General features: G+C 44.9%; 22 protein-coding genes and 1 riboswitch. Of the genes, 15 read left to right on the top strand and 7 right to left on the bottom strand.

What is annotated here, in order from left to right:
- Positions 1-2 precede the first annotated feature (2 nt).
- The gene (locus tag DIC78_RS14380) at positions 3-614 is read left to right on the top strand and encodes a trimeric intracellular cation channel family protein (protein ID WP_044159108.1); all 612 of its coding nucleotides are present in this window, start codon (positions 3-5) and stop codon (positions 612-614) included.
- Positions 615-714: 100 nt separating this feature from the next.
- Here the strand turns inward: DIC78_RS14380 and DIC78_RS14385 are convergent, their stop codons facing one another.
- The gene (locus tag DIC78_RS14385; RefSeq protein ID WP_127696476.1) at positions 715-1,149 is read right to left on the bottom strand and encodes a hypothetical protein; all 435 of its coding nucleotides are present in this window, start codon (positions 1,147-1,149) and stop codon (positions 715-717) included.
- A 581-nt stretch (positions 1,150-1,730) separates the two neighbouring features.
- Here DIC78_RS14385 and helD point away from each other — a divergent pair.
- From helD to DIC78_RS14405, 4 genes are all read left to right on the top strand, one after another.
- The gene (helD, locus tag DIC78_RS14390; protein ID WP_127696477.1) at positions 1,731-4,055 is read left to right on the top strand and encodes an RNA polymerase recycling motor HelD; all 2,325 of its coding nucleotides are present in this window, start codon (positions 1,731-1,733) and stop codon (positions 4,053-4,055) included.
- Positions 4,056-4,228: 173 nt separating this feature from the next.
- Entirely contained in the window at positions 4,229-6,043 is a 1,815-nt protein-coding gene (locus tag DIC78_RS14395) for an assimilatory sulfite reductase (NADPH) flavoprotein subunit (protein ID WP_127696478.1), read from the top strand.
- 25 nt (positions 6,044-6,068) lie between these two features.
- Positions 6,069-7,787: an assimilatory sulfite reductase (NADPH) hemoprotein subunit gene (gene cysI / locus DIC78_RS14400; RefSeq protein WP_024122835.1), complete on the top strand. Its 1,719-nt coding sequence runs from the start codon at positions 6,069-6,071 to the stop codon at positions 7,785-7,787.
- A 251-nt stretch (positions 7,788-8,038) separates the two neighbouring features.
- Positions 8,039-10,051 (top strand): Na+/H+ antiporter, encoded by a 2,013-nt coding sequence (locus tag DIC78_RS14405; protein WP_024122834.1) that lies wholly within the window; start codon positions 8,039-8,041, stop codon positions 10,049-10,051.
- 46 nt (positions 10,052-10,097) lie between these two features.
- On the opposite strand, the gene yvgO is transcribed toward DIC78_RS14405, so the two are convergent.
- Complete coding sequence (gene yvgO, locus DIC78_RS14410) at positions 10,098-10,583, bottom strand: stress response protein YvgO (RefSeq protein WP_024122833.1); 486 nt, start codon at positions 10,581-10,583, stop codon at positions 10,098-10,100.
- A 244-nt stretch (positions 10,584-10,827) separates the two neighbouring features.
- On the opposite strand from yvgO, the gene pgoN reads away from it, so the two are divergent.
- On the top strand, positions 10,828-11,658 hold the full coding sequence (gene pgoN / locus DIC78_RS14415; RefSeq protein ID WP_044159103.1) for a glyoxal/methylglyoxal reductase: 831 nt from the start codon (positions 10,828-10,830) through the stop codon (positions 11,656-11,658).
- Between the two features lie 33 nt (positions 11,659-11,691).
- Here the strand turns inward: pgoN and modB are convergent, their stop codons facing one another.
- A complete protein-coding gene (modB, locus tag DIC78_RS14420) occupies positions 11,692-12,384 on the bottom strand; it encodes a molybdate ABC transporter permease subunit (RefSeq protein ID WP_127696479.1) in 693 nt (230 codons plus the stop codon).
- Entirely contained in the window at positions 12,356-13,138 is a 783-nt protein-coding gene (modA, locus tag DIC78_RS14425) for a molybdate ABC transporter substrate-binding protein (RefSeq protein ID WP_127696480.1), read from the bottom strand. Before modA ends, modB begins: the two co-directional genes overlap by 29 nt.
- A gap of 110 nt (positions 13,139-13,248) precedes the next feature.
- On the opposite strand from modA, the gene DIC78_RS14430 reads away from it, so the two are divergent.
- Entirely contained in the window at positions 13,249-14,175 is a 927-nt protein-coding gene (locus DIC78_RS14430; RefSeq protein ID WP_106019933.1) for a substrate-binding domain-containing protein, read from the top strand.
- Between the two features lie 26 nt (positions 14,176-14,201).
- Here the strand turns inward: DIC78_RS14430 and DIC78_RS14435 are convergent, their stop codons facing one another.
- Together DIC78_RS14435 and DIC78_RS14440 are read right to left on the bottom strand one after the other, a co-directional pair.
- Positions 14,202-16,058 (bottom strand): LTA synthase family protein, encoded by a 1,857-nt coding sequence (locus DIC78_RS14435; RefSeq protein WP_127696481.1) that lies wholly within the window; start codon positions 16,056-16,058, stop codon positions 14,202-14,204.
- Between the two features lie 103 nt (positions 16,059-16,161).
- Positions 16,162-16,644: a metal-dependent hydrolase gene (locus DIC78_RS14440; protein ID WP_024122827.1), complete on the bottom strand. Its 483-nt coding sequence runs from the start codon at positions 16,642-16,644 to the stop codon at positions 16,162-16,164.
- A 166-nt stretch (positions 16,645-16,810) separates the two neighbouring features.
- Here DIC78_RS14440 and sspJ point away from each other — a divergent pair, with 166 nt between their 5' ends.
- The gene (gene sspJ, locus DIC78_RS14445; protein ID WP_010331863.1) at positions 16,811-16,951 is read left to right on the top strand and encodes a small acid-soluble spore protein SspJ; all 141 of its coding nucleotides are present in this window, start codon (positions 16,811-16,813) and stop codon (positions 16,949-16,951) included.
- A gap of 116 nt (positions 16,952-17,067) precedes the next feature.
- A riboswitch (Lysine riboswitch) is annotated at positions 17,068-17,247 on the top strand.
- Between the two features lie 104 nt (positions 17,248-17,351).
- A complete protein-coding gene (locus DIC78_RS14450; protein ID WP_024122826.1) occupies positions 17,352-18,761 on the top strand; it encodes an amino acid permease in 1,410 nt (469 codons plus the stop codon).
- Positions 18,762-19,123: 362 nt separating this feature from the next.
- Here the strand turns inward: DIC78_RS14450 and DIC78_RS14460 are convergent, their stop codons facing one another.
- Positions 19,124-20,071, bottom strand: coding sequence for an iron-hydroxamate ABC transporter substrate-binding protein (locus DIC78_RS14460; RefSeq protein WP_024122824.1), 948 nt, complete (start codon positions 20,069-20,071; stop codon positions 19,124-19,126).
- Between the two features lie 213 nt (positions 20,072-20,284).
- Here DIC78_RS14460 and DIC78_RS14465 point away from each other — a divergent pair, with 213 nt between their 5' ends.
- The 6 genes from DIC78_RS14465 (at position 20,285) to DIC78_RS14490 (ending at position 26,410) form a co-directional block, all read left to right on the top strand.
- The gene (locus tag DIC78_RS14465) at positions 20,285-21,325 is read left to right on the top strand and encodes a FecCD family ABC transporter permease (RefSeq protein ID WP_395939722.1); all 1,041 of its coding nucleotides are present in this window, start codon (positions 20,285-20,287) and stop codon (positions 21,323-21,325) included.
- Positions 21,325-22,329, top strand: coding sequence for a FecCD family ABC transporter permease (locus DIC78_RS14470; protein WP_106019549.1), 1,005 nt, complete (start codon positions 21,325-21,327; stop codon positions 22,327-22,329). Before DIC78_RS14465 ends, DIC78_RS14470 begins: the two co-directional genes overlap by 1 nt.
- Before the next feature lie 14 nt (positions 22,330-22,343).
- Positions 22,344-23,153, top strand: coding sequence for an ABC transporter ATP-binding protein (locus DIC78_RS14475; protein ID WP_024122821.1), 810 nt, complete (start codon positions 22,344-22,346; stop codon positions 23,151-23,153).
- A gap of 171 nt (positions 23,154-23,324) precedes the next feature.
- Complete coding sequence (locus DIC78_RS14480; RefSeq protein WP_024122820.1) at positions 23,325-24,518, top strand: efflux RND transporter periplasmic adaptor subunit; 1,194 nt, start codon at positions 23,325-23,327, stop codon at positions 24,516-24,518.
- Positions 24,502-25,188, top strand: a complete 687-nt coding sequence (locus DIC78_RS14485) for an ABC transporter ATP-binding protein (RefSeq protein WP_024122819.1) — start codon at positions 24,502-24,504, stop codon at positions 25,186-25,188. The genes DIC78_RS14480 and DIC78_RS14485 overlap by 17 nt, the downstream gene beginning before the upstream one ends.
- Positions 25,181-26,410 carry an ABC transporter permease gene (locus DIC78_RS14490; RefSeq protein ID WP_101859963.1) on the top strand — a complete coding sequence of 410 codons (1,230 nt, stop codon included), beginning with the start codon at positions 25,181-25,183 and terminating at the stop codon, positions 26,408-26,410. Before DIC78_RS14485 ends, DIC78_RS14490 begins: the two co-directional genes overlap by 8 nt.

The raw sequence follows: 26,410 nt of genomic DNA on the forward strand, positions 1-26,410 counted from the left end.
GAATGGCTTGGGAGCTGCTCAGTGTGATCGGCATCATTGCGTTTGCGGTCAGCGGCGCAATTGTTGCAATGGAAGAAGAATATGATATTTTAGGTGTTTATATATTAGGGATTGTCACAGCTTTTGGAGGAGGAGCGATCCGCAATTTGCTGATCGGTGTTCCGGTGTCAGCATTGTGGGAGCAGGGTGCGTACTTTCAAATCGCTCTGATATCCATCACGATCGTTTTTTTGTTTCCGAAGCTGCTGCTGAAGCATTGGAACAAATGGGGAAATTTATCGGATGCGATCGGTCTTGCAGCTTTCGCTATTCAAGGCGCCCTGTACGCCGTCAAAATGGGGCATCCGCTTAGTGCCGTTATCGTGGCTGCGGTGCTGACGGGAAGCGGCGGAGGAATCATCCGAGACCTGCTTGCCGGGCGCAAGCCGCTCGTGCTGAAAGCGGAAATCTATGCGGTATGGGCGGCGCTCGGCGGTTTAATCGTCGGCTTGGGCTGGACCGGAAACTCGATCGGTTTATACGCGCTGTTTTTTGTGCTTGTCGTATGCCGCGTTTGTTCTTATATGTTTAATTGGAAGCTGCCAAACCGTTATTTTCGCTTAGATAGCCAGTAAATAAAAGAAACCTCATCCATGTCGGAGAGGTTTTTTTATTGCAGCCAGCTGGATCAAAGTCTTTTCAAATGCTGACCGCGCAGAGCAAAGTTGTTTGAAATTAATAAGTAGCCCAAAATGTATAGCTGATGGTCTTTTTAGTTCCTGTGTTAGTGAATTTGAATCTGTAATTTGTTTTGTAGCTTTTAGAAGCTTGTTTGTAACTTAAATTTGTAGAGCCTTTTTTCTTTGCATAAAAAGTTTTCACATTTTTCCAGCCTTTATTTGTCTTTTGTTGCAGAGTTGCTGTAATTTTCCCGCTGCCTGATCCGTTTGCCGTAATGTTGGCCCAAGTTCCTTGCCCTGGATAATAAATATGAAAAGTTGGCGAGTAAGTATAGTTTTTAAATGAGCCCGAATGGTAATGAGTACTCCATATTTGACCTTTTTTAACCCAATCTTTAGCTTCTGCTTTGTTGTTTACTAGGTCAATAGCCGTAAAACTTGTTACGGCTACGACGAAAGCCAGCAACATCATATATAGCTTTTCCTTCACTGAGTATTTCCTCCTAGCTTATTCTGGTTCTTTCTTCATGTTCATATCATAAACCGTGAGAAATAATGTAACATCGTCCTAATCTCCCAAATTAGAAACTTCATTTTGTTGAAATATGTCGAAATTGGATAAAAAATGACTATTTTACTGCGTCTATAGGTATGATAGCAAGGATGGAAGGCTATTGATTTTAGTTGCTATATGGATGATAAAACAGCCAGTTTAGTCACTCTTCACGTGAGATGAACTGATAAACACGGCAAAGCTCTGTGTGTTTTTAAAATGAAAAAGATATATTTTCATATGGAAGATTGAATGTTATAAGGAATCGATACTGATGAAAGAGAAGATTCGCAACCTTAAAAAGCACGTACAACAGTGAAATCTTAAAATAAAAAAAACGATTTCGAGTTGAAATCGGTTTTTTTATGCATATAAATAACCCAAACCTTGAACGATGTTGGGTGAATGTGCTATTATAAATTGTATTTGCCTGTTTTTATCATATATTAAATATATATCCAATTCTATTTTACATTATTTCTTCTTCGTTTGTCAACTATTTTCTGGAGGTGCCGTTCATGAATCAGCATGATAAGGAATGGAAAGAAGAGCAGTCAAGAATAGATGATGTACTGCAGGAGCTCGAGAATAAAGAGCGGCTTCTCGAAACGTCCGCGGGCGGATTAAAGCATGATATTATCGGATTACGAAAAAACTTCTGGGAGGATGTCACGGTTAACTTTGATGACGTCCATGAAGCGGTTGAAACGATGGCAAGCATTAAGCAGCAGGCAGAGCTGCTGTCTGATCGGGAACGGAATCACCGGCATATGGATCAGCAGCTCAAACGAATTCATCAATTAAAAGCATCGCCTTATTTCGGCCGGATTGATTTTATTGAAAACGGCGAGAAACAGGCGGAGCAGATCTATATCGGTTTAGCATCCTGTATGGATGAGCAGGAGGAACACTTTCTGATTTATGATTGGAGAGCACCGATATCAAGCCTTTACTATAATTATTCCCCAGGAAAAGCTGAATACGAGGTTCCCGGCGAAACGATAGAAGGGGAAATGGTGCTGAAGCGCCAGTTTATCATTAAAAACGGCGCTCTCAAAGCGATGTTTAATACTGATATGACGATCGGCGATGAAATGCTGCAAGAGGTATTAAGCCATCACTCTGATACACAAATGAAAAACATCGTGTCTACGATTCAGAGAGAACAAAATCAGATTATCCGAAATGAAAAAAGCAAATTTCTGATTGTGCAGGGTGCGGCAGGCAGCGGAAAAACGTCAGCAGCGCTCCAGCGTGTCGCTTATTTGTTATACAGGCACCGCGGTGTAATTGATGCTGGACAAATCGTTTTATTTTCCCCAAACTTTTTGTTTAACAGCTATGTCTCCTCTGTTTTGCCTGAATTAGGCGAAGAAAATATGGAACAGGCGACGTTTCAGGAATATATCGAGCATCGGCTTGGCCGCAAGTTTCAATGTGAAAGCCCCTTTGATCAGCTGGAATATTGCCTGACCAAAACAAAAGATGGCAGTTTTCAATCAAGGCTTGCCGGAATCACGTGGAAGGCAGGCTTATCTTTTCAGCAATTTATTGATGAATACGCCAGCAGGCTGTCTTCTGAAGGAATGATCTTTAAAAATATCGTTTTCCGCGGACAAAAACTGATCACAAAGGAACAAGTCCAAGCGTATTTTTACTCGCTTGATCAAAGCCTGTCCATTCCGAACCGGATGGAACAAACGGCAAATTGGCTGCTGAGTGAGCTTAACAAGCTGGAGAAAAAGGAACGGCGAAAGGATTGGGTCGTTCAGGAAGCCGAACTTCTCGACAAAGAGGAATATTTGGAAGTGTACAAAAAGCTGCAGGCAAAGAAACGGTTTAGTGAGAGTACATTTAACGATCATCAGAGAGAACAGCAGCTGCTTGCCGCCATGATTGTAAAAAAGGCCTTCAAACCAATTAAACAGGCGGTCAGGCAGCTGGCGTTTCTTGATGTCAAACAGCTGTATCTGCAATTGTTTTCTGACTGGGGAAGCAAAGATCAAACAGAGGATACTGCGGCAATAGGGGAGCTGACAAGATCGGCATTTGGAGAAAATAAACTGCTCTATGAGGACGCGTCTCCATTTCTATATTTGCAGGATTTGCTAGAAGGCAGAAAGAAAAACACGCAGATCAAACATCTATTTATCGATGAAGCTCAAGATTATTCTCCATTCCAGATGGCGTATATAAGGAGTATTTTTCCGTCTGCCAGCATGACGGTGCTCGGTGATATCAATCAGTCTATTTACGCCCATGCGATAAACGGTGCAGCACGTATGGATGCCGGCTTTGAAAAAGAGCAGGCTGAGTGTGTCCGTTTAAAAAGAACGTACAGATCAACGAGACAAATTGTGGAATTGACAAAAGCGCTGCTGCAGGACGGAGCGGACATTGAGCCTTTTAACAGAGATGGGGAAATGCCCTGCGTGTTAAAAAGCGAGGGTCGCGAGGATCTTTGTCAAAAGCTTATGCGAGAAATTGGGCGACTTAGAAAGAAAGGGCATGAAACCATTGCTGTTATTTGCAAAACGGCGCAGCAGTCAAGACAGGCACACGCTCAAATAAGCGAATATACCGATATTCGGCTGATTCATAAAGAAAACCAAACGTTTCAAAAGGGAGTCTGTGTTATTCCGGTTTATTTAGCGAAGGGAATTGAGTTTGACGCAGTACTTGTCTATGATGCCTCAGAAGAACAATATAGAACAGAGCACGACCGGAGGCTGCTGTACACTGCCTGCACCCGGGCCATGCACAGGCTGACCGTTTCTTCTATCGGTGAACCAAGTCCGTTTGTGAGTGCTGTGCCCCCTCATTTATATAGGAGTGCTGATTGAAAGAGAAGGGATGCCTTCTCTTTTTCTTCATTTACATGAGACAAAGGGGTTTTATCATTAATAATCTTAATCGTTATCATCATGTAAATATATTTTACTTGCGGTGTGTCTTCCGGTAAAGTTCAATTAGATACTATTTCGATCAGTTTATACAATTTTGTGAGGTGGATACGTTGCAACTTCAGGTAATGAACAGTCCGTTTAATCAGGAGCAGGCAGAGCTCCTTAACCGCCTTCTGCCAACCTTGACAGAATCTCAGAAAATCTGGCTGAGCGGCTATTTATCAGCGCAATCTGTTTCCGTCCTGGAAACATCGGGGGCGCCGGCTGCTGTGTCTGCGGGTGTAACGGCACCGGCCATTTCAAAAGAAGTCACCGTCCTTTACGGTTCACAGACGGGAAACGCACAAGGGCTTGCAGAGAACGCCGGCAAGCAGCTTGAGGAGCGAGGCTTTCAAGTCACCGTTTCATCCATGAGCGACTTTAAGCCGAACCAGCTCAAGAAAATTAACAATCTTCTGATTGTCGTCAGTACGCATGGCGAAGGTGAGCCGCCTGATAACGCGCTGTCGTTTCACGAATTTTTGCACGGAAGACGGGCGCCTAAGCTTGATGATCTTCGCTTTTCTGTTTTAGCGCTTGGTGACAGTTCATACGAATTCTTCTGTCAGACAGGAAAAGAATTTGATCAGCGCTTAGAAGAGCTTGGCGGGAAACGAATTTCTCCGCGCATTGACTGTGATTTGGATTATGATGAGCCGGCTGCTGAATGGCTGGAAAGCGTATTTGAGGGCTTAAGTGAAGCCGAGGGCGGAAGCGCCGCTCCTGCGCCGGCCGCAGCGCCTCAAACTGGTGAATCTGCGTATTCAAGAACAAATCCTTTCCGGGCGGAAGTGTTAGAAAATTTAAATTTAAACGGCCGCGGATCAAATAAAGAAACACGCCATGTAGAGTTGTCTCTTGAAGGATCAGGCCTTACGTATGAACCTGGTGACAGCCTCGGCGTCTATCCGGAAAATGATCCGGTACTTGTCGATTTGCTGCTTCAGGAAATGAATTGGGACCCCGAAGAAATTGTGACGCTGAATAAGCAAGGCGATGTCCGCCCGCTGAAAGAAGCGCTGATTTCTCATTATGAAATTACTGTTCTCACAAAGCCGCTTCTTGAACAGGCTGCTCATTTGACGGGAAGCGAGGAGCTTAGAGAGCTTTTAGCACCGGGAAATGAGGGTAAAGTGAAAGCGTATATTGAAGGGCGCGATTTGCTTGATCTGATCCGGGATTATGGGCCGTTTAGTGTAACGGCGCAGGAGTTTGTATCCATTCTTCGAAAAATGCCGGCCCGCCTCTATTCAATTGCGAGCAGCTTATCCGCAAACCCGGATGAAGTGCATTTAACGATTGGTGCAGTTCGGTACGACGCGCATGGCCGCGAACGAAAAGGCGTCTGCTCAATTTTATGTGCGGAGCGTCTGCAGCCGGGAGACACACTGCCGGTTTATGTCCAGCATAATCAGAACTTCAAGCTTCCGAAGGATCCTGAAACACCGATTATCATGGTCGGCCCTGGGACAGGCGTTGCGCCGTTCCGTTCCTTTATGCAGGAGCGCGAGGAGACGGGAGCTGAAGGAAAAGCATGGATGTTCTTCGGTGATCAGCATTTTGTCACAGATTTCCTATATCAGACAGAGTGGCAGAATTGGCTGAAAGACGGCGTGCTGACAAAAATGGACGTAGCGTTCTCACGCGATACGGAAGAAAAAGTGTATGTGCAGCACCGCATGCTTGAGCAGAGCGCAGAACTGTTTGAATGGCTTCAAGAAGGAGCGGCTGTTTACATTTGCGGAGATGAAAAGCACATGGCACACGATGTCCATAACACACTCTTGGAAATTATAGAAAAAGAAGGCAATATGACCCGTGAAGAAGCGGAAGTTTATCTTGCCGATATGCAGCAGCAAAAACGTTATCAGCGTGATGTATACTGATTTGACCTGAAAGGAGTTTTTCAACATGGTGACCAAAATCTTAAAAGCACCGGACGGCTCTCCAAGTGACGTCGAGCGCATTAAAGAAGAAAGCGATTATTTGCGCGGCACACTAAAAGAAGTGATGCTGGATCGGATCAGTGCGGGAATTCCGGATGATGACAACCGCCTGATGAAACACCACGGCAGTTATTTGCAGGATGACCGCGATCTCCGCAATGAACGCCAAAAACAAAAGCTTGAACCGGCTTATCAGTTCATGCTGCGCGTCCGTATGCCGGGCGGCGTATCGACGCCTGAGCAATGGCTCGTGATGGATGATCTTTCGCAGAAATACGGTAACGGCACCCTAAAGCTGACGACGCGTGAAACGTTCCAAATGCACGGGATTTTAAAATGGAACATGAAAAAAACCATTCAGACGATCCATTCGGCTCTTCTGGATACAATCGCGGCTTGCGGGGACGTAAACCGGAATGTGATGTGCGCATCGAATCCTTACCAGTCTGAAATCCATTCTGAAGTATACGAATGGTCCAAAAAATTAAGTGATGATCTCCTGCCCCGAACAAGAGCGTATCATGAAATTTGGCTTGATGAGGAAAGAGTGGCCGGCACGCCTGACGCAGAAGAAGTCGAGCCGATGTACGGGCCGCTTTACCTGCCGCGGAAATTCAAAATCGGTATTGCGGTTCCGCCGTCAAATGACATTGACGTCTTTTCGCAGGATCTCGGATTCATTGCGATTGTGGAAGATGGCAAGCTCATCGGTTTTAACGTGGCAATCGGCGGCGGTATGGGAATGACGCACGGCGACAAAGCGACATATCCGCAGTTAGCCAAGGTAATTGGATTCTGCCGCCCTGAACAAATGTATGACGTTGCTGAAAAAACAATTACGATTCAGCGTGACTACGGAAACCGTTCCGTCCGTAAAAATGCCCGTTTCAAATACACAGTTGACCGCCTCGGTTTGGAAACAGTGAAAGAGGAATTGGAAAACCGTCTCGGCTGGAGCCTGGAAGAAGCGAAGCCGTACCATTTTGATCATAACGGCGACCGCTACGGATGGGTGGAAGGCATTGAGGATAAATGGCATTTTACGCTGTTTGTCGAAGGCGGCCGTGTGACGGATTACGAAGATTATAAGCTGATGACAGGCTTGCGTGAAATTGCTAAAGTTCATACAGGCGATTTCCGTCTGACAGCCAATCAGAACTTGATTATCGGTAATGTTCCAAGCGAGAAAAAGGATGAAATCAACGCATTAATCGATCAATACGGGTTAACTGACGGAAAGCATTATACAGCGCTGCGCCGCAGCTCTATGGCGTGTGTTGCTCTTCCGACCTGCGGATTGGCGATGGCTGAAGCAGAACGTTATTTGCCGTCCCTTTTAGATAAAGTGGATGAGATTATTGACGAAAACGGTCTTCGTGATGAGGAAATTACCATTCGCATGACAGGCTGCCCGAACGGCTGCGCCCGCCATGCGCTCGGAGAGATCGGATTTATCGGAAAGGCGCCTGGCAAATATAATATGTATCTAGGCGCTGCGTTTGACGGCAGCCGCTTAAGCAAAATGTACCGCGAAAATATCGGAGAAGAAGACATTTTGAACGAGCTGCGCGTCCTGCTTTCCCGCTATGCGAAAGAACGCGAGGAAGGTGAGCACTTCGGTGATTTCGTCATTCGCGCCGGTATCATTAAAGCGACAACTGACGGGATGAATTTTCATAATTGAGATGAGAGACAGGGGGATTGCCCTGTCTCTTTTTGATTTTGCTTTGCGGCAAAAAAGTTCACCATGAGCATATCATGAGAAAAAATACCCTAAAAAGGGTACTATAAAAGAAGACTAGTGTGGAGGAGACTCCTGCGGAATCCAGTATTGGATGTAAGGCCATCCTTTATCTTTTGCAAGCCTCAGCCTCTTCGGACAAATATTGATCAACTCATCATGCAGATACGCAGCAGATTAAGGAGGTTATGCATTTGGACATATTTTTAGTCGTCCTTGTTTTACTGGCTATTATTGCGATTTCTAACATTGTCAATCGGTTTATCCCGTTTATTCCAGTGCCTCTGATTCAGGTGGCGCTTGGGATTATTGCCGCCTCATTTCCACAGGGGCTTCATTTTGAATTAAACACGGAATTGTTTTTCGTCTTGTTTATTGCGCCTCTTCTATTTAATGATGGAAAGAGGACGCCTCGGGCTGAGCTTTGGAATTTAAGAGCTCCCATTTTATTGCTTGCACTTGGCCTTGTATTTGCGACTGTGATTGTAGGAGGATACACGATCCACTGGATGATTCCTGATATTCCGCTGGCAGCGGCCTTTGGGCTGGCAGCCATTCTTTCACCGACTGATGTTGTCGCTGTCAGCGCATTATCAGGAAGGGTGAAGATGCCGAAAGGAATTCTGCGCCTGCTTGAAGGGGAAGGGCTGATGAATGATGCATCAGGTCTGGTCGCCTTTAAATTTGCGATTGCCGCAGCGGTTACCGGGGCATTTTCACTGGCGCAAGCAGCTGTCAGCTTTGTGTTTATTTCTGTTGGCGGCCTTTTGTGCGGGGTTGTCATTTCGTTCTTGATTATCCGCTTTCGTCTATTCCTGCGCCGCCTTGGCATGCAGGATGTCACGATGCACATGCTGATTCAAATTCTGACGCCTTTTGTGATTTATTTGGCAGCGGAGGAAATCGGTGTTTCCGGCATTTTAGCCGTTGTGGCGGGCGGTATTACGCATGCGGTTGAACAGGACCGTCTCGAATCGACGATGGTGAAGCTGCAAATCGTCTCATCGAGTACGTGGAACATTATTTTATTTATTTTGAACGGTCTTGTCTTTGTCATCCTTGGCACACAGATTCCGGATGTCATTTCGGTGATTTTTAACGATACAGCGATCAGCAACATGAAAGTGATCGGCTATATTCTGGTCATTACATTTACGTTAATGCTTCTTAGATTTCTGTGGGTGCTGTTCTTCTGGAACGGCAAGTGGTTCTTTAATAAAGATCAAACTATTTATAAGCCGGGACTTCGTTCTACATTGTTAATTTCCATTTCAGGTGTGCGGGGAGCGGTTACGCTTGCAGGTTCATTCTCCATCCCATATTTCCTGGAGGATGGCACACCGTTTCCGGAAAGAAATCTGATTCTCTTTTTAGCCGCAGGCGTCATTTTATGCACGCTTGTTATTGCCACCTTCGTGCTTCCGCTTCTGACAGAAAAAGAAGAAGAGGACGAAGAAAAAAATAAGAAGCTGCTGACGGCGAGACGCAAACTGATTAAAACGGCTCTCAAAACGATTAAAGAAGACATGAATGATACAAACAAAACGGCGTCTCTTGCGGTCATTGCCGAATACAATGAGAAAATGAAAAACCTTCGTTTTCAGCAATATACAACGTCAACCCGCATAAAAAAGTATGAACGGAAAGTCCGCGCTCAAGGGATTAAAGCCGAGCAAGAAGAACTGATGAAACTGCTGGAGCGGGGAGACATCCCGGAAGAAACGGCAAATGCTCTGCAAGAACGGTTTAATGAATTGGAAATTTTGTATGCCAACCCGTTTAAAGTCGGTTTATCAAAAACAAGGCTGAAACGTCTGATGTATTGGATTTTCTTCGGAGAACATAAAAAGCCGGAGATGTCGATTTTAAACGAAGAGGGATTAATGAGAGCAACTAGGGTTAAAACGGCTAAAGCTGCGATAGGACATTTGGAAAAGCATATACCGGAAGAACATAAGGAAGTATTTTTATCTGTCATCTCGTTTTATAAACAATTAATTTTCAGATTGGAGCACAGCCATCACGAACATAAATCGAACGCCCATTTTGAAAATCAGAAGCTGGAAGTGAAGCTGAAGGCTGTGCAGGCGATCAGAAATGAGATTCAGACGCTCTTTGAGGAGCGGGAAATTTCCCGGGACATCTCTCATGAGCTTCGCCAATATATTAATGATGTGGAAGCCGCAATGCTAGAAGGCGGCGAATAATTCCAAGAAAAAAAGCTGGCATCGGACGCCAGCTTTTTTCTATAGGTTAGGGGCGATGGAATTCGACAGTGTTGTCGTTTCGGTCGAACCAGCCTCTGAAGGCCCAGTTGATCCAGCCGCCGTCTCCTTTGTTTGTGAAGCTTCCGTCTTCAAATACCCAAATGCCGTACGTAATGCCGTCATAAACGGCCGAGCCGTAAAACTGCACACCATTTAAGTGATCTTCATACTCCTGGCTTAAGTTAAAAACCATGACGTTATATTTTTGGCCGGATGCGTAGAAGGAAGATTCCATGAGATTTTTCACAAAACCGTCCCGGTTCTGGGCTGATTTAATGGCATCTGAGATTTGGTTGGCAATCCCAAGCAAATCAAGGTTGACGTTTAAACCGACTTCTGCGGCAGCTGTTCCGGCTGTTGTTTTCTGTGAGATCTTCGGTGCGGGATTTTCCTCAGCAGAGGCAAGGGACAAAGGGGCAATTGTCAAAGCGGCGCCAAGTGCAAGAGTCATTGGGATACGAATACGTTTCAATTTGTTTCCTCCTCTATGTTTTTGTGGGCTACAGTATTCGCTTACCCTGCTCACTGTCTAAATAATCTTATAATTGATAAAATAGGAAAAAAATAGTGCAAATGCGTATTGTTTACTATGAAATAAAAAACGTCCGTATGAAAAAAGAAGCAAAAAGAGGCTCTTAAGCGTATTATTGGTATCTGCTGAGAGGAATGTGAGATAATATAGACGCTTACATTTCGATGAAAGGGTGGATGTTCAAGTGGCAACAAGTTTAAAAGATACTGTAAAGCTACATAACGGAGTTGAAATGCCTTGGTTCGGTCTTGGTGTTTTTAAAGTAGAAAACGGAAGTGAAGCGACTGAATCGGTTAAAGCTGCGATTAAAAATGGCTACCGCAGCATTGATACAGCGGCTGTCTATAAAAATGAAGAAGGTGTAGGCATCGGCATTAAAGAATCCGGTGTTGCAAGAGAAGAGCTCTTCATTACATCAAAAGTATGGAATGAAGATCAGGGCTACGACACAACGCTTGCTGCCTTTGAAAAAAGCCTGGAAAGACTTCAGCTTGATTATTTAGACTTATATTTAATCCACTGGCCTGGCAAGGATAAGTATAAAGATACATGGCGCGCGCTTGAAAAGCTGTACAAAGACGGCAAAATCCGCGCGATCGGCGTCAGCAACTTTCAAGTTCATCATTTAGAAGAGCTTTTGAAAGATGCTGAAATCAAACCAATGGTGAACCAAGTTGAATTTCACCCTCGTTTGACGCAAAAAGAATTAAGAGACTACTGCAAAAAACAAGGCATCCAGCTGGAAGCATGGTCTCCGCTTATGCAGGGCCAGCTGCTTGATAACGAAGTGCTGACACAGATCGCTGAAAAATATAATAAATCTGTAGCACAAGTGATTTTGCGCTGGGATCTTCAGCATGAAGTTGTAACGATTCCAAAATCGATTAAAGAACACCGTATTATCGAAAACGCTGATATTTTTGATTTCGAATTGTCTCAAGAAGACATGGACAAGATTGATGCGTTAAATCAAGATGAACGTGTCGGTCCAAACCCCGATGAGCTTCTGTTTTAATCAAAAACTCCCCGTCTAAGTACGGGGAGTTTTTTAATGTGTTTTTTTCAGTTGAATCAAAAACAGCATCAGAAAGGAAATGACGATGATACAGACGACCCACGCCCATGCAAGTGCGTTGTTGCCGGAATCCAAAGCGACATAAATGGCTGTCGGCAGCGTTTGGGTAACACCCGGGATATTCCCGGCAAACATTAAGGTGGCGCCGAATTCACCGAGCGCCCGCGCCAGACTGAGGATGCTTCCGGTCAGCAACGATGGATACGCCAGCGGAATGGAGATATGGATAAACACCTTCCATCTGCTTGCGCCGTCTACCATTGCCGCTCCCTCTATATCGAGGTCAATATCGGAAAATCCGGTTTTGGCCGATTGATACATAAGCGGAAAAGCCACGATAGCAGAAGCAATCACAGCAGCCCACCAGGTGAAGATCACGGGCTGATGAAAGATCCATTCGATCGCTTGTCCGATGAAGCTGTGCTTTCCAAACATGACGATCAAAATAAAACCGACAACGGTGGGCGGAAGAACGAGAGGAAGCATAAAAATCGTTTCGAGTATGGTTTTTCCGAAAAATGATGCTCGTGACATCCATGCCCCTGCCAAAGTTCCGAGAATGATCACCGCGATTCCGGCGACCGCCGCCACTTGAAAGGAAAGCATAACCGGCGTGAAAAATTCTGAAGTGCTGATGTTATTCAGCAGTAAAACCATATTTCTCAAACACTTTCATCGCTTCATCTGTTTGCAGGTAATCGTAAAATTCCTTCGCTTCCTTATGGTGTTTCGTATCTTTTACAATTCCTAACGGGTAAACGATCGGGCTGTGTGTATCAGCTTTTGTCTCATCGACGATTTTGACTTTCTTAGAGATCAGCGCGTCTGTTTTATAAACGACACCTGCGTCTACATTGCCTGTTTCTACATATGAAAGAACCTGGCGAACGTCTTTTCCGTACACGATCTTATCTTTTACTTTGTCCCATAGAGACAGCTTTGTCAGTGATTCTTTTCCATAAGCTCCTGCCGGTACAGATTCTGGAGTCCCGAGAGCAATTTTTTCTGAATCAGTCAGATTGTCAAAGCCTGTGACTGGTGAATCTCCATCCTTAGGCACAACGAGCACAATTTCATTTCCGACTAAATGAGTGCTGTCTTTTTTAGCGATATCCCCATCATCTACAAGCTTTTGGAATTTGTCCTCAGCGGCTGAGAAGAACAGATCGGCCCCGGCTCCTTGAGAAATTTGCTTTTGCAAGGCACCTGATGAGCCAAAGTTATCTTGGATCGTAATATTGTGATGGGTTTTCTCGTAATTCTTTTGAATTTCCTCGAGTGCATCCTGGGCACTGGCAGCTGCTGAGACAGTTAAGGTCACTTTTTTCTCATTGTCACTTGATGATTGGCTGGCAGAGCAGCCTGCTGCAAGCAGAAAAACGGTTAATACTGCGGTCAGAATGGAATACTTCTTAAACATGATTGCACCCCTTATAATTAGTTATGTCTAATTATAACTGATTATGTTTGGGTTATGTGGGTTTTTTTACATTCTCCGAAAAGGTATAATGAAATAGGAGAGTGATGATGATGAATGAAACCTCTTCCTATACGATAGAAGAAGTTGCTGGTCTGCTGAAGGTATCAAAGCTGACCGTTTATGATTTGATTAAAAAAGGCATGATCCCTGCTTACCGTGTCGGAAGGCAGATGCGTGTCGATGAAGCAGATTTAAAGCAATATAAGGCGAACATGAGAATGTCTCAGCCTGTGTCTTCACCCGAAGAGCCGAGAAAGGCACAAGAGCCGATGCCGGAGGGCAGGCGGAATGTCGTCATCAGCGGACAGGATATATCGATGGATCTGCTCAGCAAGCATTTGGAAAATGCCATTCAAGAGACGCCGCTCCGCCAATACAAAGGCAGCTTAAACAGCCTCATTGACATGTACCAAGGCAAATGCGACATTGTCAGCTTGCATCTGTACGATGCGGAAACCGCTCAATATAATACGCCTTATGTCAAACGCATTCTGTCAGGCGAACCGTTTTGTCAGATGAATGTTGTCCTTCGCAAAGCCGGCTTATACGTTCAAAAAGGAAATCCGAAAAACATACAAGGCTGGGATGACCTGAAACGAACCGACATCCGCATCATCAACAGAGAAAAAGGATCGGGCGCAAGAGTGCTGCTTGACGAACAGCTTGGTCTGCTTGGTGTGACACCTTCAGACGTCAAGGGATACAGTGACATTGTGACTGATCATTATGCTGTTGCCTCCCAAGTCTCGAGCGGGCAGGCAGACGCGGGAATCGGGGCGCAGCACGCGGCACATATGGGAAGCGTTGATTTTATCCCGCTCATCGAGGAACAATACGACATTGTCATTTTGAAAAAACACCAGCAGCTGCTTGAAGCTGTAAAGAGCATCTTGAAATCGGAAGAATATAAGGCCAACCTGTCTCATCTTAATGGCTATGAAACGAAGCTGACAGGTAAAGTGATATACGAAACATGAAAAAAATCCCTCGTAGAGGGATTTTTTTATTGACCATAAAAACGCAGAAGGTCTCCGTTTAACATTTTATCAGAAAGAGACAGCTCTTCATTTGCTTTTTCTTTATAGGGAGCGCACGCATCTTGATTTTCTAACACTTCTCCTGTTTTTTTGCTGTAGCATGTGTTTTTCGTATATACATAGTCGTTCGTGATAAAGCTGCCGTTTCTCAGCACGGCAAATGGCGTTCGGTTGTTTGACAGCAAATCATTGCCAAACTGAATATCACCTTTTGTATCAATTCCGAGCAGGTGCATCAGAGTCGGCCTGACGTCAACCTGTCCTCCGGCATCGGAGATTGTTTCCGGGTTTTGATCAGTGATTCCAGGAATATGAATGATAAACGGCACCCGCTGAAGCTGGACGGTGTCATATGGCGTAATTTCACTTTTTCCTAAAAACTCAGCCAGGGCTTTATTATGGGCTTCTGATATGCCGTAATGATCTCCCATAAAGACAATCATCGAGTTTTCGTATAAGCCTTCATCCTTGAGCTTTTTGATAAAATGCTTCAGTGCTTCATCCTCATAGCGAACCGTCGTCACATAGCGGTTTAACAGGTCGCTGCTCGAATCATATTCATCAATCAGCTGATCCTTTTCATCAATTTCAAACGGAAAATGGTTCGTCAATGTGATGAAATTGCTGTAGAACGGCTGCGGCAGGTTTTTCAGTTTAGCAGCTGACTGTTCCAGAAATTCCTTATCCTTTAATCCCCAGCTTGTTGAGGTTTCAGGAGTCACATGGAACTCATCGACATCAAAAAAGCGGTCAATCCCAAACGTTTCATACATCACATCTCTGTTCCAAAATGTTTTATGATTGGCGTGAAAGACGGCTGAATAATAATCATTCTGCTTGAGTGATTTGTACATCGTATGAAATTGATGGTCACTTTTCGTAAAAAAGACGGCGCCGCTTAGGGAAGGATATAGAGAGTTAGCGACGATAAATTCCGAATCAGACGTTTTGCCTTGCTCTGTTTGCTGATAAAAATGATCAAAGGAATAGCTCTTTTTCATCAGGTCATTCATAAACGGGGTAATTTCTTTTCCGTTTACCTTTTCATTCAGAACAAAGCTTTGAGTCGATTCAAGCGTCACAAAAATCACATTCCGTCCCTTTGCCAGTCCGAACTTGCTTTGATCCGGCTTGCTGTAGTCAGCCTCAGTGTAGTTTTTGATTGTAGAGAGGCTGTCTTCATCGGCAAATGCCTTCGCACTCATATTGACAGTCTGAGAAATGGTATCGTAGATGTGGAACTGAAACAGGCCAATGCTTTTGACGAGCACTTCCCGGTCGAAGGAATGTGCCAATAGCTTCGGCTGTTCAATTTCTGCAAGCCCCAGCGTACATATAAGAATCCCGCAGGAAGCGGCATAGTACCGTTTGACCGTACGGGGGTTCGCTTTTGACCCCGGTCTCTTTTCTTTTCTGGAGAGCAGAAGAAGAAAAGCCAAATCCGCAAACAGAGCGATGAACAAAGGATTGAACAGCTCTTTTACACTGCTGCCCATATCGCTCATGTTGCTTGCCTGAAACAAAACCGGGATGGTAATAAAATCGATATAAAAGCCGTAAAAAATCGTGTTGGAGATCAAAATGGCAGTCAGAACCAAATTGGCAATCAGCAAAAAGATGCGCTGCTTGCTGCCTTTTAAAAGCAGTCCAATCCCAAATAGAGGGAGTATGAAGCTAAGCGGATTGATCAGCAGAATCAGCTCCTGCAATAGAGAGTCGATCTGCAAATCAAAACCCAGTTTATAGATCACATAAGTTTTGATCCACATGAATAAGATGGATAAACTTAAAAAACGCTGATTGTGAAAAAAGGTTCCTTTCATCAATTTATAACTCCTCACGTTTTCTTGAACATCTGCCATGAAGATGCTTCTTATGTAAAACCTACTAAAAACAGTCTTCTTAGACAAGCTTCAGCACTCGTGTTTAAAACATACGCCCATGGAACAGCATATAAAAATAATAGCATGACGCTATTGTCAGACCGGCCAACACAAGCTGTTCGGAAAAACTGCCTGTCTTCATATACAACGGCAGCCGTATGCGAATGGTTGAAGGGAATAACAATTTGATGCCATTCACTGTCCAGGCATCCAGAACCAAGTGGCTTGCCATTCCGATCATCAGCCCTGCTGATATGTTTTTATCTGGAATATATGTGGCTGTGATAAAAAACATGATGAGCAGAAACAGCAGGCTGTGTGTAAAGGTGCGGTGGCCAAATACGGAACTGACAATTTTCGATAAGATAGGAAATCTTCTTCCGATTTTACTTTGCGTGTGGCAGATGTCGGGAATTAATGCGCCAACCGCGCCGGACGCCGCCATGAGTACTGGGTCAAATCCATAATAATAAGCCGCTGCGGTACAAGAAGCGATGCCTCCCATGATGTGTGTTTTTCCTGTCATTTCCCCGCTTCTCCTTTATCTTTTGCAAAAATCTCTGAATTACAAATATATCAAGAGAATGTATGTTTGAGCAACAGAACTTTGGCCGATAAAAAAATGAGCCGCATAATTTCCTGAGAAAAAGGCATCTTAAAGATGTACCTATTTTCTAAAAGAGGTGATACGAATGGCTTTCTTTAATAAAGATAAAGGTAAACGTTCTGAAAAAGAAAAAAACGTAATCCAAGGAGCTCTTGAAGATGCCGGTTCAGCTCTTAAAGATGATCCGCTTCAAGAAGCTGTACAAAAAAAGAAAAATAATCGCTAACCGCATGCGGATAGGGCTTGGCTCTATCCGCATTTTCCATCTGTTCCCTTTGACAGATCATTCTTTCTTTGATAACCTTCTGGGAGTAACTGAATAAATAAATCCTCACTCTTTCTCAGTGAGGTAGAGGTTGCGCGGATGATGAGTCACACATGCCAGGCTGACAGGAGCTGTTAAACATGTGTAAAAGGCATCAGCGCCGAAGTGTGGAGAAAGCCGATCCTTCTCTATGCTGGGACTGTATCTGAATAAGTGCAGGACTGCCGCGTGCTTTTTCGCGGAGGGCTATCCGGAGATCAAGGGTGTGTGTTTCTTTAAGCATGGACTTTTGTTCAGGCTTTTTTTGTGTTTACATGATCTCGGGTTCTGGTCCGTACAAAGAATCATTGGAGGTACTGGAATGGAACAGACAAAAAAATGGGGTTTTTGGTTATTAACGGCGTTTGTCGTTGGAAATATGGTTGGATCGGGGATTTTCTCCCTGCCAAGTTCGCTTGCTTCGATTGCAAGTCCGCTTGGCGCTACGTCCGCCTGGCTTTTGACAGGTGCGGGCGTGCTGATGATTGCGCTTGTCTTCGGGCACTTGTCTATTCGCAAGCCTGAGCTGACAGCGGGGCCGCAAAGTTATGCGAGAGCGCTGTTTTCTGATCCGAAGAAAGGGAACGCTGCCGGATTCACAATGGTGTGGGGCTACTGGGTGGCGAGCTGGATCAGTAACGTGGCGATTATCACAAGTCTAGCCGGTTACTTGACTTCGTTTTTCCCGATTTTAGTTGATAAACGTGTACTGTTTGCTGTCGGCAGCCAAGAGGTGACACTCGGCCAATTGCTGACGTTTGCTGTATGTACGATTTTGCTCTGGGGAACGCACACGATTCTTGTTGCAAGCATTAACGGTGCTAGTAAATTAAACTTTATCACAACGTTTTCAAAAGTATTAGGTTTTGTTTTCTTTATCATTGCCGGATTGTTTGTGTTTCAAACGACATTATTCGATCATTTTTATTTTCCGATTCAAGGTGAGAACGGCACAAGCATTGGCATCGGCGGACAGGTTCACAACGCCGCCATTTCTACTCTATGGGCGTTTGTGGGAATTGAATCAGCAGTGATCTTGTCTGGACGCGCGCGTACTCAGCGTGATGTGAAACGTGCGACCATCACAGGTTTGTTGATCGCGTTAAGCATTTACATTATTGTCACATTGATCACAATGGGGGTTCTGCCGCACGATAAGCTTGTCGGATCTGAAAAACCGTTCGTTGATGTGCTGTATGCGATTGTTGGAAACGCAGGAAGCGTGATTATGGCGCTACTGGCGATTCTTTGCTTATTCGGAACGATGCTCGGCTGGATTTTGCTTGGCTCTGAGGTTCCGTACCAAGCTGCTAAAGCAGGAGATTTTCCGGCGGTCTTTGCGAAAACAAATAAAAAAGGAAGCCCGGTTATTTCTTTGATCATTACAAATGTGATGTCACAGGTCTTCATATTCTCTGTTATTTCCCGGACAATAAGTGACGCATTTACGTTTTTAACGACAGCGGCAACCCTTGCGTATTTAATTCCGTATTTAGTGTCTGCGATTTACAGCCTGAAGCTTGTTATAAAAGGCGAAACGTATGATCAGCTGAAAGGTTCCCGGGTAAAAGACGGATTGATCGCGATTTTAGCGTGTGTATACTCATTGTTTGTTATCGTAACAGGCACAGCGGATTTAACGACATTTATTCTCGGTATCGGTTTGTTCTTTGTCGGTCTGGCAATTTATCCGTTTGTGATAAAGAAATTCTCTAAAGAAAAACAAGCATAAAAAAAGACACCTGACAATGCAGTCAGGTGTCTTTTTTATAAAAACGTTATTTCTCCTGTTATAAGTCCCATACACAAAATAGCGGACAGGAACGCTGTCAGTGATAGGACATTCGAATATGCAAAAAACGCTTTTTCCGTTTCTTCAGAAAATGAAACAAAGCCAGCACTTAAATAAAAACGAGAAGCACATGAGAAAAAGGCTTTCCGATATAAAGACCGTTGAAAAAACTTACGGCGATGATGATGCAGCTTAATATGAATTGAGAAAGAAAATATGCGATGTGGTTCAATATGAGTTGCTCCGTCCTGTCGGATTCTTTGCAATATAGAAAAGAGCCGCAGATCAGTGCGGCTCTTTGTTTATTTTGTTAAGCTTTTCGTGATAAACTTCAGCTGTCCTTCTAGTGAAATCGGGTCTGAGAAATAGAAGCCGATCGGGTCAATTTTATAGACATGATCATTTTTGACAGCATCGAGGTTTTTCCAAATGGAACTGTCAAATACGCCGCCATCGTCTCCGCCTGATTGCCATGGACCCGCGAAAATGTAATCTCCGGCGAAGTCAGGGAGCTTTTCTAAAGAAATGCTGGTATACCCTGGGCCTTGGTCAATCGCTTTTTCCTTTGTCAGCTTTGTGGCCTGTAAACCAAGATCTTTGTAGACGATGCTTCCGCCTCTTCCGAAATCTTTACCGAATACATAAATGTCTTTGCCGTTTGTTTGCATAATAGAAACTGTTTTGTCACCAATGACTTTTTGAATTTTTGTTTTGGCTGCCGCGACTTTTTTGTCCCACTCGGCAAGCCACTTCTCCGCTTTATCTTCCGTTCCTGTCATTTTTGCGAATTCTTTAAACTGTTCGATGTTATCGAGTTTATCGTATTTCACCGCAACAGTCGGCGCGATTTTTTCGAGCTTTTTAATATCGGCGCCTTGTGTAGTCCAAACGATGATCAGGTCAGGCTTTAAATCAATCACTTTTTCAACAGAAGTGCCGTCTCCGATATTTGTGACACCATCGGTTTTACCTTTGTAGTAAGGGTTTTTAAATACATTTTCAGGTGCACCGACGACGTTGATGCCCAGTGTTTTGAAGTCTCCGTAGTAGCCGTCAGCCATGACAACCACCCGTTTAGGATGTTTGGGAATTTTTACATTTCCGTTTTCAGCCTTGTATGTAACGGTTTCTTCGTCTTTTGAATCAGAGGAAGAGCCTTTGCTTTCTGAGTGATTTCCGCAGGCTGCCAGCGCTGCAATCAATAAAAGAGCAAAAAAAGCGGCACCAAGCTTCTTGTATGTATGGGTCATATCTCATACCTTCTTTCCAAATAAATAGATGATAAAGAGAATCATTATCACCTGTGATTATATCATCACAAGTGCCAGTTGACACGATATTTTTGCATTCATATTCTCATTTTTATCAAAACGCTCTATTAAATCAGCAGAAAAAAGTGATATACTGAAACAGCAATTGATAATCATTATCATTATCGAAAGGAAGTACGGCTGTTGAGTCACATGAAAAATAAACAGATGATATCAGATGAAGAAATTCAATGGACATCCCGGTCGTTTGGTGCGGTCATTGTGCTTGTTGCGGGGGTATGTTTATTATGCTTCGGCGCGATGCTGTCCATTTCTCTCGGTGCTGCGGATATCCATTTACGGACTGTGTGGGACGCCATCTTTCATTTCCAGCCAAATGAAACCTCACACCAAATTATACACGATCTTCGGCTGCCAAGAACGGCTGCTGCCGCGCTTGTCGGCGCATTGTTAGCCGTGTCTGGGGCGATCATGCAGGGCATGACGAGAAACCCATTGGCGGAGCCTTCTATTATGGGGATAACATCGGGCTCTGCTTTTGCTATTTCGATTGCGTTTGCTTTTTTTCCAGGACTTTCTGCCTTCGGGCTTGTGCTGTGGTCCTTTGCGGGCGCCGGACTGGGGGCATCGACGGTATTGGGCATCGGCATGTTTTCCAGGGGCGGTCTCACGCCTGTAAAGCTTGCTCTTGCCGGAACGGCCGTCAGTTATTTCTTTACGGGCATTTCAACCGCAATTGCGCTCCGTTTTGATGTAGCACAGGATGTCAGCTTTTGGTACGCAGGCGGGGTAGCGGGTGTGAAATGGTCAGGCGTTCAGCTGCTGGTTATTGCAGGAGCTGTCGGTTTGACGTTTGCGTTTATCATTGCCCGGTCTGTGACGGTGTTAAGCCTCGGTGACGATCTGGCGAAGGGGCTTGGGCAATATACATCAGCGGTGAAACTGGTTGGCATGCTTGTCGTTGTGGTGTTGACGGGAGCTGCTGTTTCCATTGCCGGCACCATCGCGTTTATCGGACTGATCATTCCTCATATCACAAGGTTTTTGGTAGGGATTGATTATCGGTGGATTATTCCTTGCTCGGCGGTGCTTGGCGCTGTTTTGCTTGTTTTTGCTGACATTGCGGCCAGACTCGTGAACGCGCCGTTTGAAACGCCTGTCGGCGCGCTGACCTCTCTCATCGGTGTTCCCTTTTTCTTTTATTTGGCACGTCGTGAAAGGAGAGGGCTGTAATGAAAACGAAAAAACCTCTTGTTGTGATAGCAGTAACTTTTCTGCTGATCATGTTTGTCTTTTTTATCAGTCTGAATCTGGGTGTCATTAAAATTGCCCCATTGCAAACGCTCAAGGTCTTTTTCGGCCAAGGAACGGCGCGGGATGAGCTTGTCTTATTTGAGTTCAGGCTGCCGCGAATAATTTTGTCGCTGCTTGTTGGGGCGGGTATTGCTGTTGCCGGAGCCATTTTGCAAAGCGTGTCTCAAAATGATTTGGCTGAACCGGGTATTCTCGGGATTAACGCCGGGGGTTCGCTTGCTGTTGTGCTCTTTATTTACTTTTTTCAAGGGTCAGCATCAGATCTCGGCTTTTTAGGGACGTTTATGCTGCCGTTCAGCGCTCTGGCAGGCGCGTTCCTCGCCGCGTTTCTCATTTATCTTCTGGCTTGGAAAAAAGGTGTGACTCCGATTCGGCTGATCCTAGTCGGAATCGGTGTAAATGCCGGATTTAATGCCCTTTTGCTTATTTTTCAGCTCAAAATGGACCCACATGACTTTATGCAGGCTGCAGTTTGGATATCAGGCTCGATATGGGGGGCCAATTGGAACATGATCTGGGCGGTACTCCCCTGGATTGTGATTTTGCTTCCTTTTACTTTATATAAAGCACGCTATCTGAACATTTTACAGCTGGGAGACCAATTAGCGACCGGACTTGGCACTGCTGTTGAAAAGGAAAGACGGATTCTCCTTCTGGCAGCGGTCGCTCTTGCCGCATCCTGTGTGGCAGCTGCAGGAGGCATCGCGTTCCTCGGATTAATCGCACCGCATGTGGCAAGGAGGCTTACCGGTCCCCGCCACCAGACGCTTATACCGGTTTCCGCCTTTATCGGCGCGTTTCTGTTTCTTCTGGCTGATACGCTGGCGAGAAATGTATTGGCACCGTCAGAAATTCCGGTCGGACTTGTCATCTCCGTTTTAGGTGCGCCTTACTTTATTTATTTATTGATGAAATCGAATTGAGGAGGGGACCGAACTTGAATTCATTATCAACGGAACAGCTTGGGATCGGTTATGGCGACAGGCTGATTGTAGAAGATTTAAATATATCCATTCCTAAAGGGAAAATAACAACCTTAATTGGGCCGAATGGCTGCGGAAAGTCAACGATATTAAAAACGATGTCCAGAATTATGCGCTCACATCAAGGTGCCGTTTACTTAAACGGCAATGCGATTCATAAAATGTCTACTAAGGACATTGCGAAGGATATGGCCATTCTGCCGCAGACGCCTGAGGCTCCGAGCGGTTTAACGGTGTACGAATTGGTGTCGTACGGCAGATTTCCGCATCAATCAGGCTTCGGCAGATTAAATGATGAAGACCGCCGCATCATCAAATGGGCACTCGAAGAAACCGGCATGGCGGAATACCATGAGCGTCCGATTGAGGCATTGTCAGGCGGACAGCGTCAGCGCGTGTGGATTGCGATGGCGCTTGCACAAGGGACAGAGCTGCTTTTGCTTGACGAGCCTACAACATATCTCGATCTCGCACATCAGCTCGAAATCCTGCAGCTGCTTGACAGACTGAACAAGGAGCAAGGACGGACGATTTTAATGGTGATTCATGATCTGAATCACGCGGCCCGTTTTTCCCATTATATGATTGCGCTCAAAAAAGGCACGGTCATCAAGGAAGGGACCGCACTGGAGGTCATGACGCCGGATATTTTGAAGCGGGTATTCCAGATTGATGCCGAAATCGTCACTGATCCTCGTACAAATAAACCAGTATGCTTAACCTACGACCTGATTAAAACTGAAAAACAGCTTGTTTCTGTGTAAGAAAAATCCCGGCATGACGCCGGGATTTTTTATTTTTAACCACAAAAATATAATTTTTCTTGCTAATTCCAGATTTTGAAGAAAAAGATTGAAAGTCTATTTGAATTAATAGATAATATTGGTTAGAATGTTTCGAAAATATTACGAAGATTACAGAAAGAGGAGATCATTGTGTCCAAGAAGAAAAAATGGCTTATTGCCGGTTCGATATGTGCCGGTGTGCTCGTACTGGCGGGGATCGGTGCCGGCGGTTTTTACTTTTTTACTCACATGAACCAAGTTGCCGTATCATCGGAGCCTTATGCTGAATCGGTCGCAGTGTATATGGGCGGTGAATCTGAATCTGCCCAATCGTTTTCGGGAAAAGTTGAGCCAGAGAAACAGCAAAAAGTATACATAGATTCAGAGAAAGGAAGCATTAAAAAAACGTACGTCAAAGAAGGCGATAAGGTTAAAAAAGGCGATAAGCTTTTCGAGTACGAGGGCGAGGATCATTCTGACGAAATTGAGCAAAGCAATTTACAAACCGAAATGACAAACCTTCAAATCAGCCGCTTGCAAAAATCAATAGCAGAAACTGAGAAGAAGCTAAAGACAGCCGGAAAAGACGAGAAAGCACAGCTTCAAGACGAGCTTGACCAGGCCAATTTTGATTTAAAGACAAGCCAGCTTGAACTGAAGCAGCACCAAAAAGAACTGGCTGCACTTACGAAAAACAAAGGTTCAAATGTGATCACAAGCAAGCATGACGGTATCGTTCAAAGCGTCAATCAGGATATTGCGGACGGCGCAACGGGTGATCAGGCAGCAGGCCCGTATATCCAAATCGTTTCAACGGGCAAATACCTTGTGAAAAGCCAAATCAACGAGCTGTTAATGGACACGATTAAAAAAGGCAGCAAAGTCAGAGTTACGCTGAAAACAGGCGGTGAAGGCGAGTGGAAAGGCAAGATTACTTCAATCGGCAAGCTTCCTGCTGGAACAGGCGAGGGGGAAGAGTCAGAAAGTTATGCTGAAGAGGAAATGAATCCCCAATCCTCTAACTATCCTTTCACTGTTTTATTGGACAGCCATAAGGGCCTTGAAGTCGGCTATCATGTCAATATTGAAGTCATGAGTGACGAAGCAGATGCGAATACCATTAAGCTGCCGTCCGACATGATTATCCAGGATGATGGCGAACCATACGTTTGGAAGACGGATGAGGAGCAGAAAGCGGTTAAACAGCCTGTTGAAATCGGGGAGACAGACGAAAGTGACATGGTCGAAATCAAAAGCGGCCTGACACCGGAAGATTATGTGATCTATCCTGATCCCGCGGTCAAGGAAGGAAAGCAGGTTACAGTCAATGCTGACACTGAATAATATTTCTAAATCGTACAAGCTGGGCAAAGAAGAGGTGCCGATCTTAAAGCATATTAATCTCACCGTCAAAGCTGGTGAATTTCTGGCCATTATGGGGCCGTCCGGTTCAGGGAAGTCTACGTTAATGAATATTATAGGCTGTTTGGACAGGCCGACCTCCGGAACCTATATGCTGGACCAAATGGATGTATTAAAAGGGAAAGACGGTGCTTTGGCTGACATTCGCAACGAATCGATCGGGTTTGTGTTTCAAACCTTTCATTTGCTGCCGCGCCTTACCGCACTGCAAAATGTCGAGCTGCCGATGATTTACAATAAGGTAAAGAAAAAAGAAAGAAGGCAAAGAGCCTATGAAGCTCTTGAAAAGGTTGGTTTGAAAGATAGGATCTCTTACAAGCCGCCAAAGCTGTCCGGCGGACAAAAGCAGCGGGTGGCGATTGCCAGAGCCCTTGTCAATCAGCCTCGGTTTATTCTGGCAGATGAACCGACCGGGGCGCTTGATACAAAATCAAGTGAACAAATTTTGTCGCTGTTTTCACAATTGCATCAGGAAGGCACAACGATCATTATGATTACCCATGACCCGGACGTCGCCAGAAAAGCCGACAGAACCGTGTTTATCAGAGACGGAGAATTAGTGTTAGACGAGAGAGGGATTAGCCATGCTTGAACATATTCGGATCTCCTTTCAATCTATTTTTTCACATAAGCTGAGGTCGATTCTTACGATGCTTGGTGTCATTATCGGTATAGCGGCGATCATTGCGATCGTCTCTATGCTGAAAGGCCAAAGCGAGCAATTAAAGCAAAGCATGATCGGCATGGGAAATAACGCGATTAATGTTGTGTACCAGCCAACAGGCGGGGAGGAGGAAGGCGGTTATCAGGAGGTTTCTTACACGTCCGCACCCCCTGTATCTGAAGAGACCATTAAGGCAATAAAATCAGACCCGGTTGTAAAAGGATTATCTTTATATTACTTGTCCGAAGGCGCCACCGTTTTTCACTTAACGAACGTTTCTTATCCTCAAGTGTACGGAGTGGATGCTGATTATTTCAATATGTTCCCGATCAGCATCACTGAGGGGAGAAAGCTGGCGGAAAAAGAATTAAACAGCACACACCAAGTGGTTATGATCAATGAGGCCGCAAGAGATGAGCTGTTTCCTGACGGTGACGCTCTGCACAAAAACATTGAGATGAACGGTGTGCCGTTCCGGGTTGCCGGTGTTTTTCATGAAAAGAAACAGGAAGAAAGCATGTTTGATGGCGACTATGCGAATCCGGTTTTATATGTGCCGAAAAAAGTGTGGCCGCTTATTGAAGGATTCGACGCGCCGACACAGATTGCGGTGCAGGCAGACTCTTCTGAGCATATCCAAGAAGCCGGTGTAATGGCCGCGGACCTTCTAAATCAAGGACTGTCAGATGCTGATTTGGAAAAAGCGGAGTACAGCGTGATGGATCTTCAGGAGGTCGCTCAGGAAGTGGAGTCCTTTAACCAGTCATTTGCTCTGCTGCTTGGCGGAATTGCAAGCATCTCACTTTTGGTCGGAGGCATCGGTGTCATGAACATTATGCTTGTTTCAGTGACGGAGCGAACGCGGGAAATCGGAATTAAGAAGGCGCTCGGTGCCAAGCGGCGCGTGATTTTATTTCAATTTTTAACAGAGGCCGTCGTGCTGACAAGTATTGGCGGAATTCTCGGTGTGCTGGCGGGCTTTGGCATCGCTAAACTTATCACGGTGATCTTTCCGATGCCTTTTATCATCTCCGTTCCGGCAGTTATCGGAGCACTCATTTTCTCAATGGCAGTCGGCATTATTTTCGGCTTGCTGCCGTCCATTAAGGCATCGAAGCTTCAGCCTGTTGACGCGCTTCGATATGAATAA

Origin of the sequence: Bacillus halotolerans (assembly GCF_004006435.1) — a bacterium.
In the GTDB taxonomy this organism is placed as follows: Bacteria; Bacillota; Bacilli; order Bacillales; family Bacillaceae; genus Bacillus; species Bacillus halotolerans.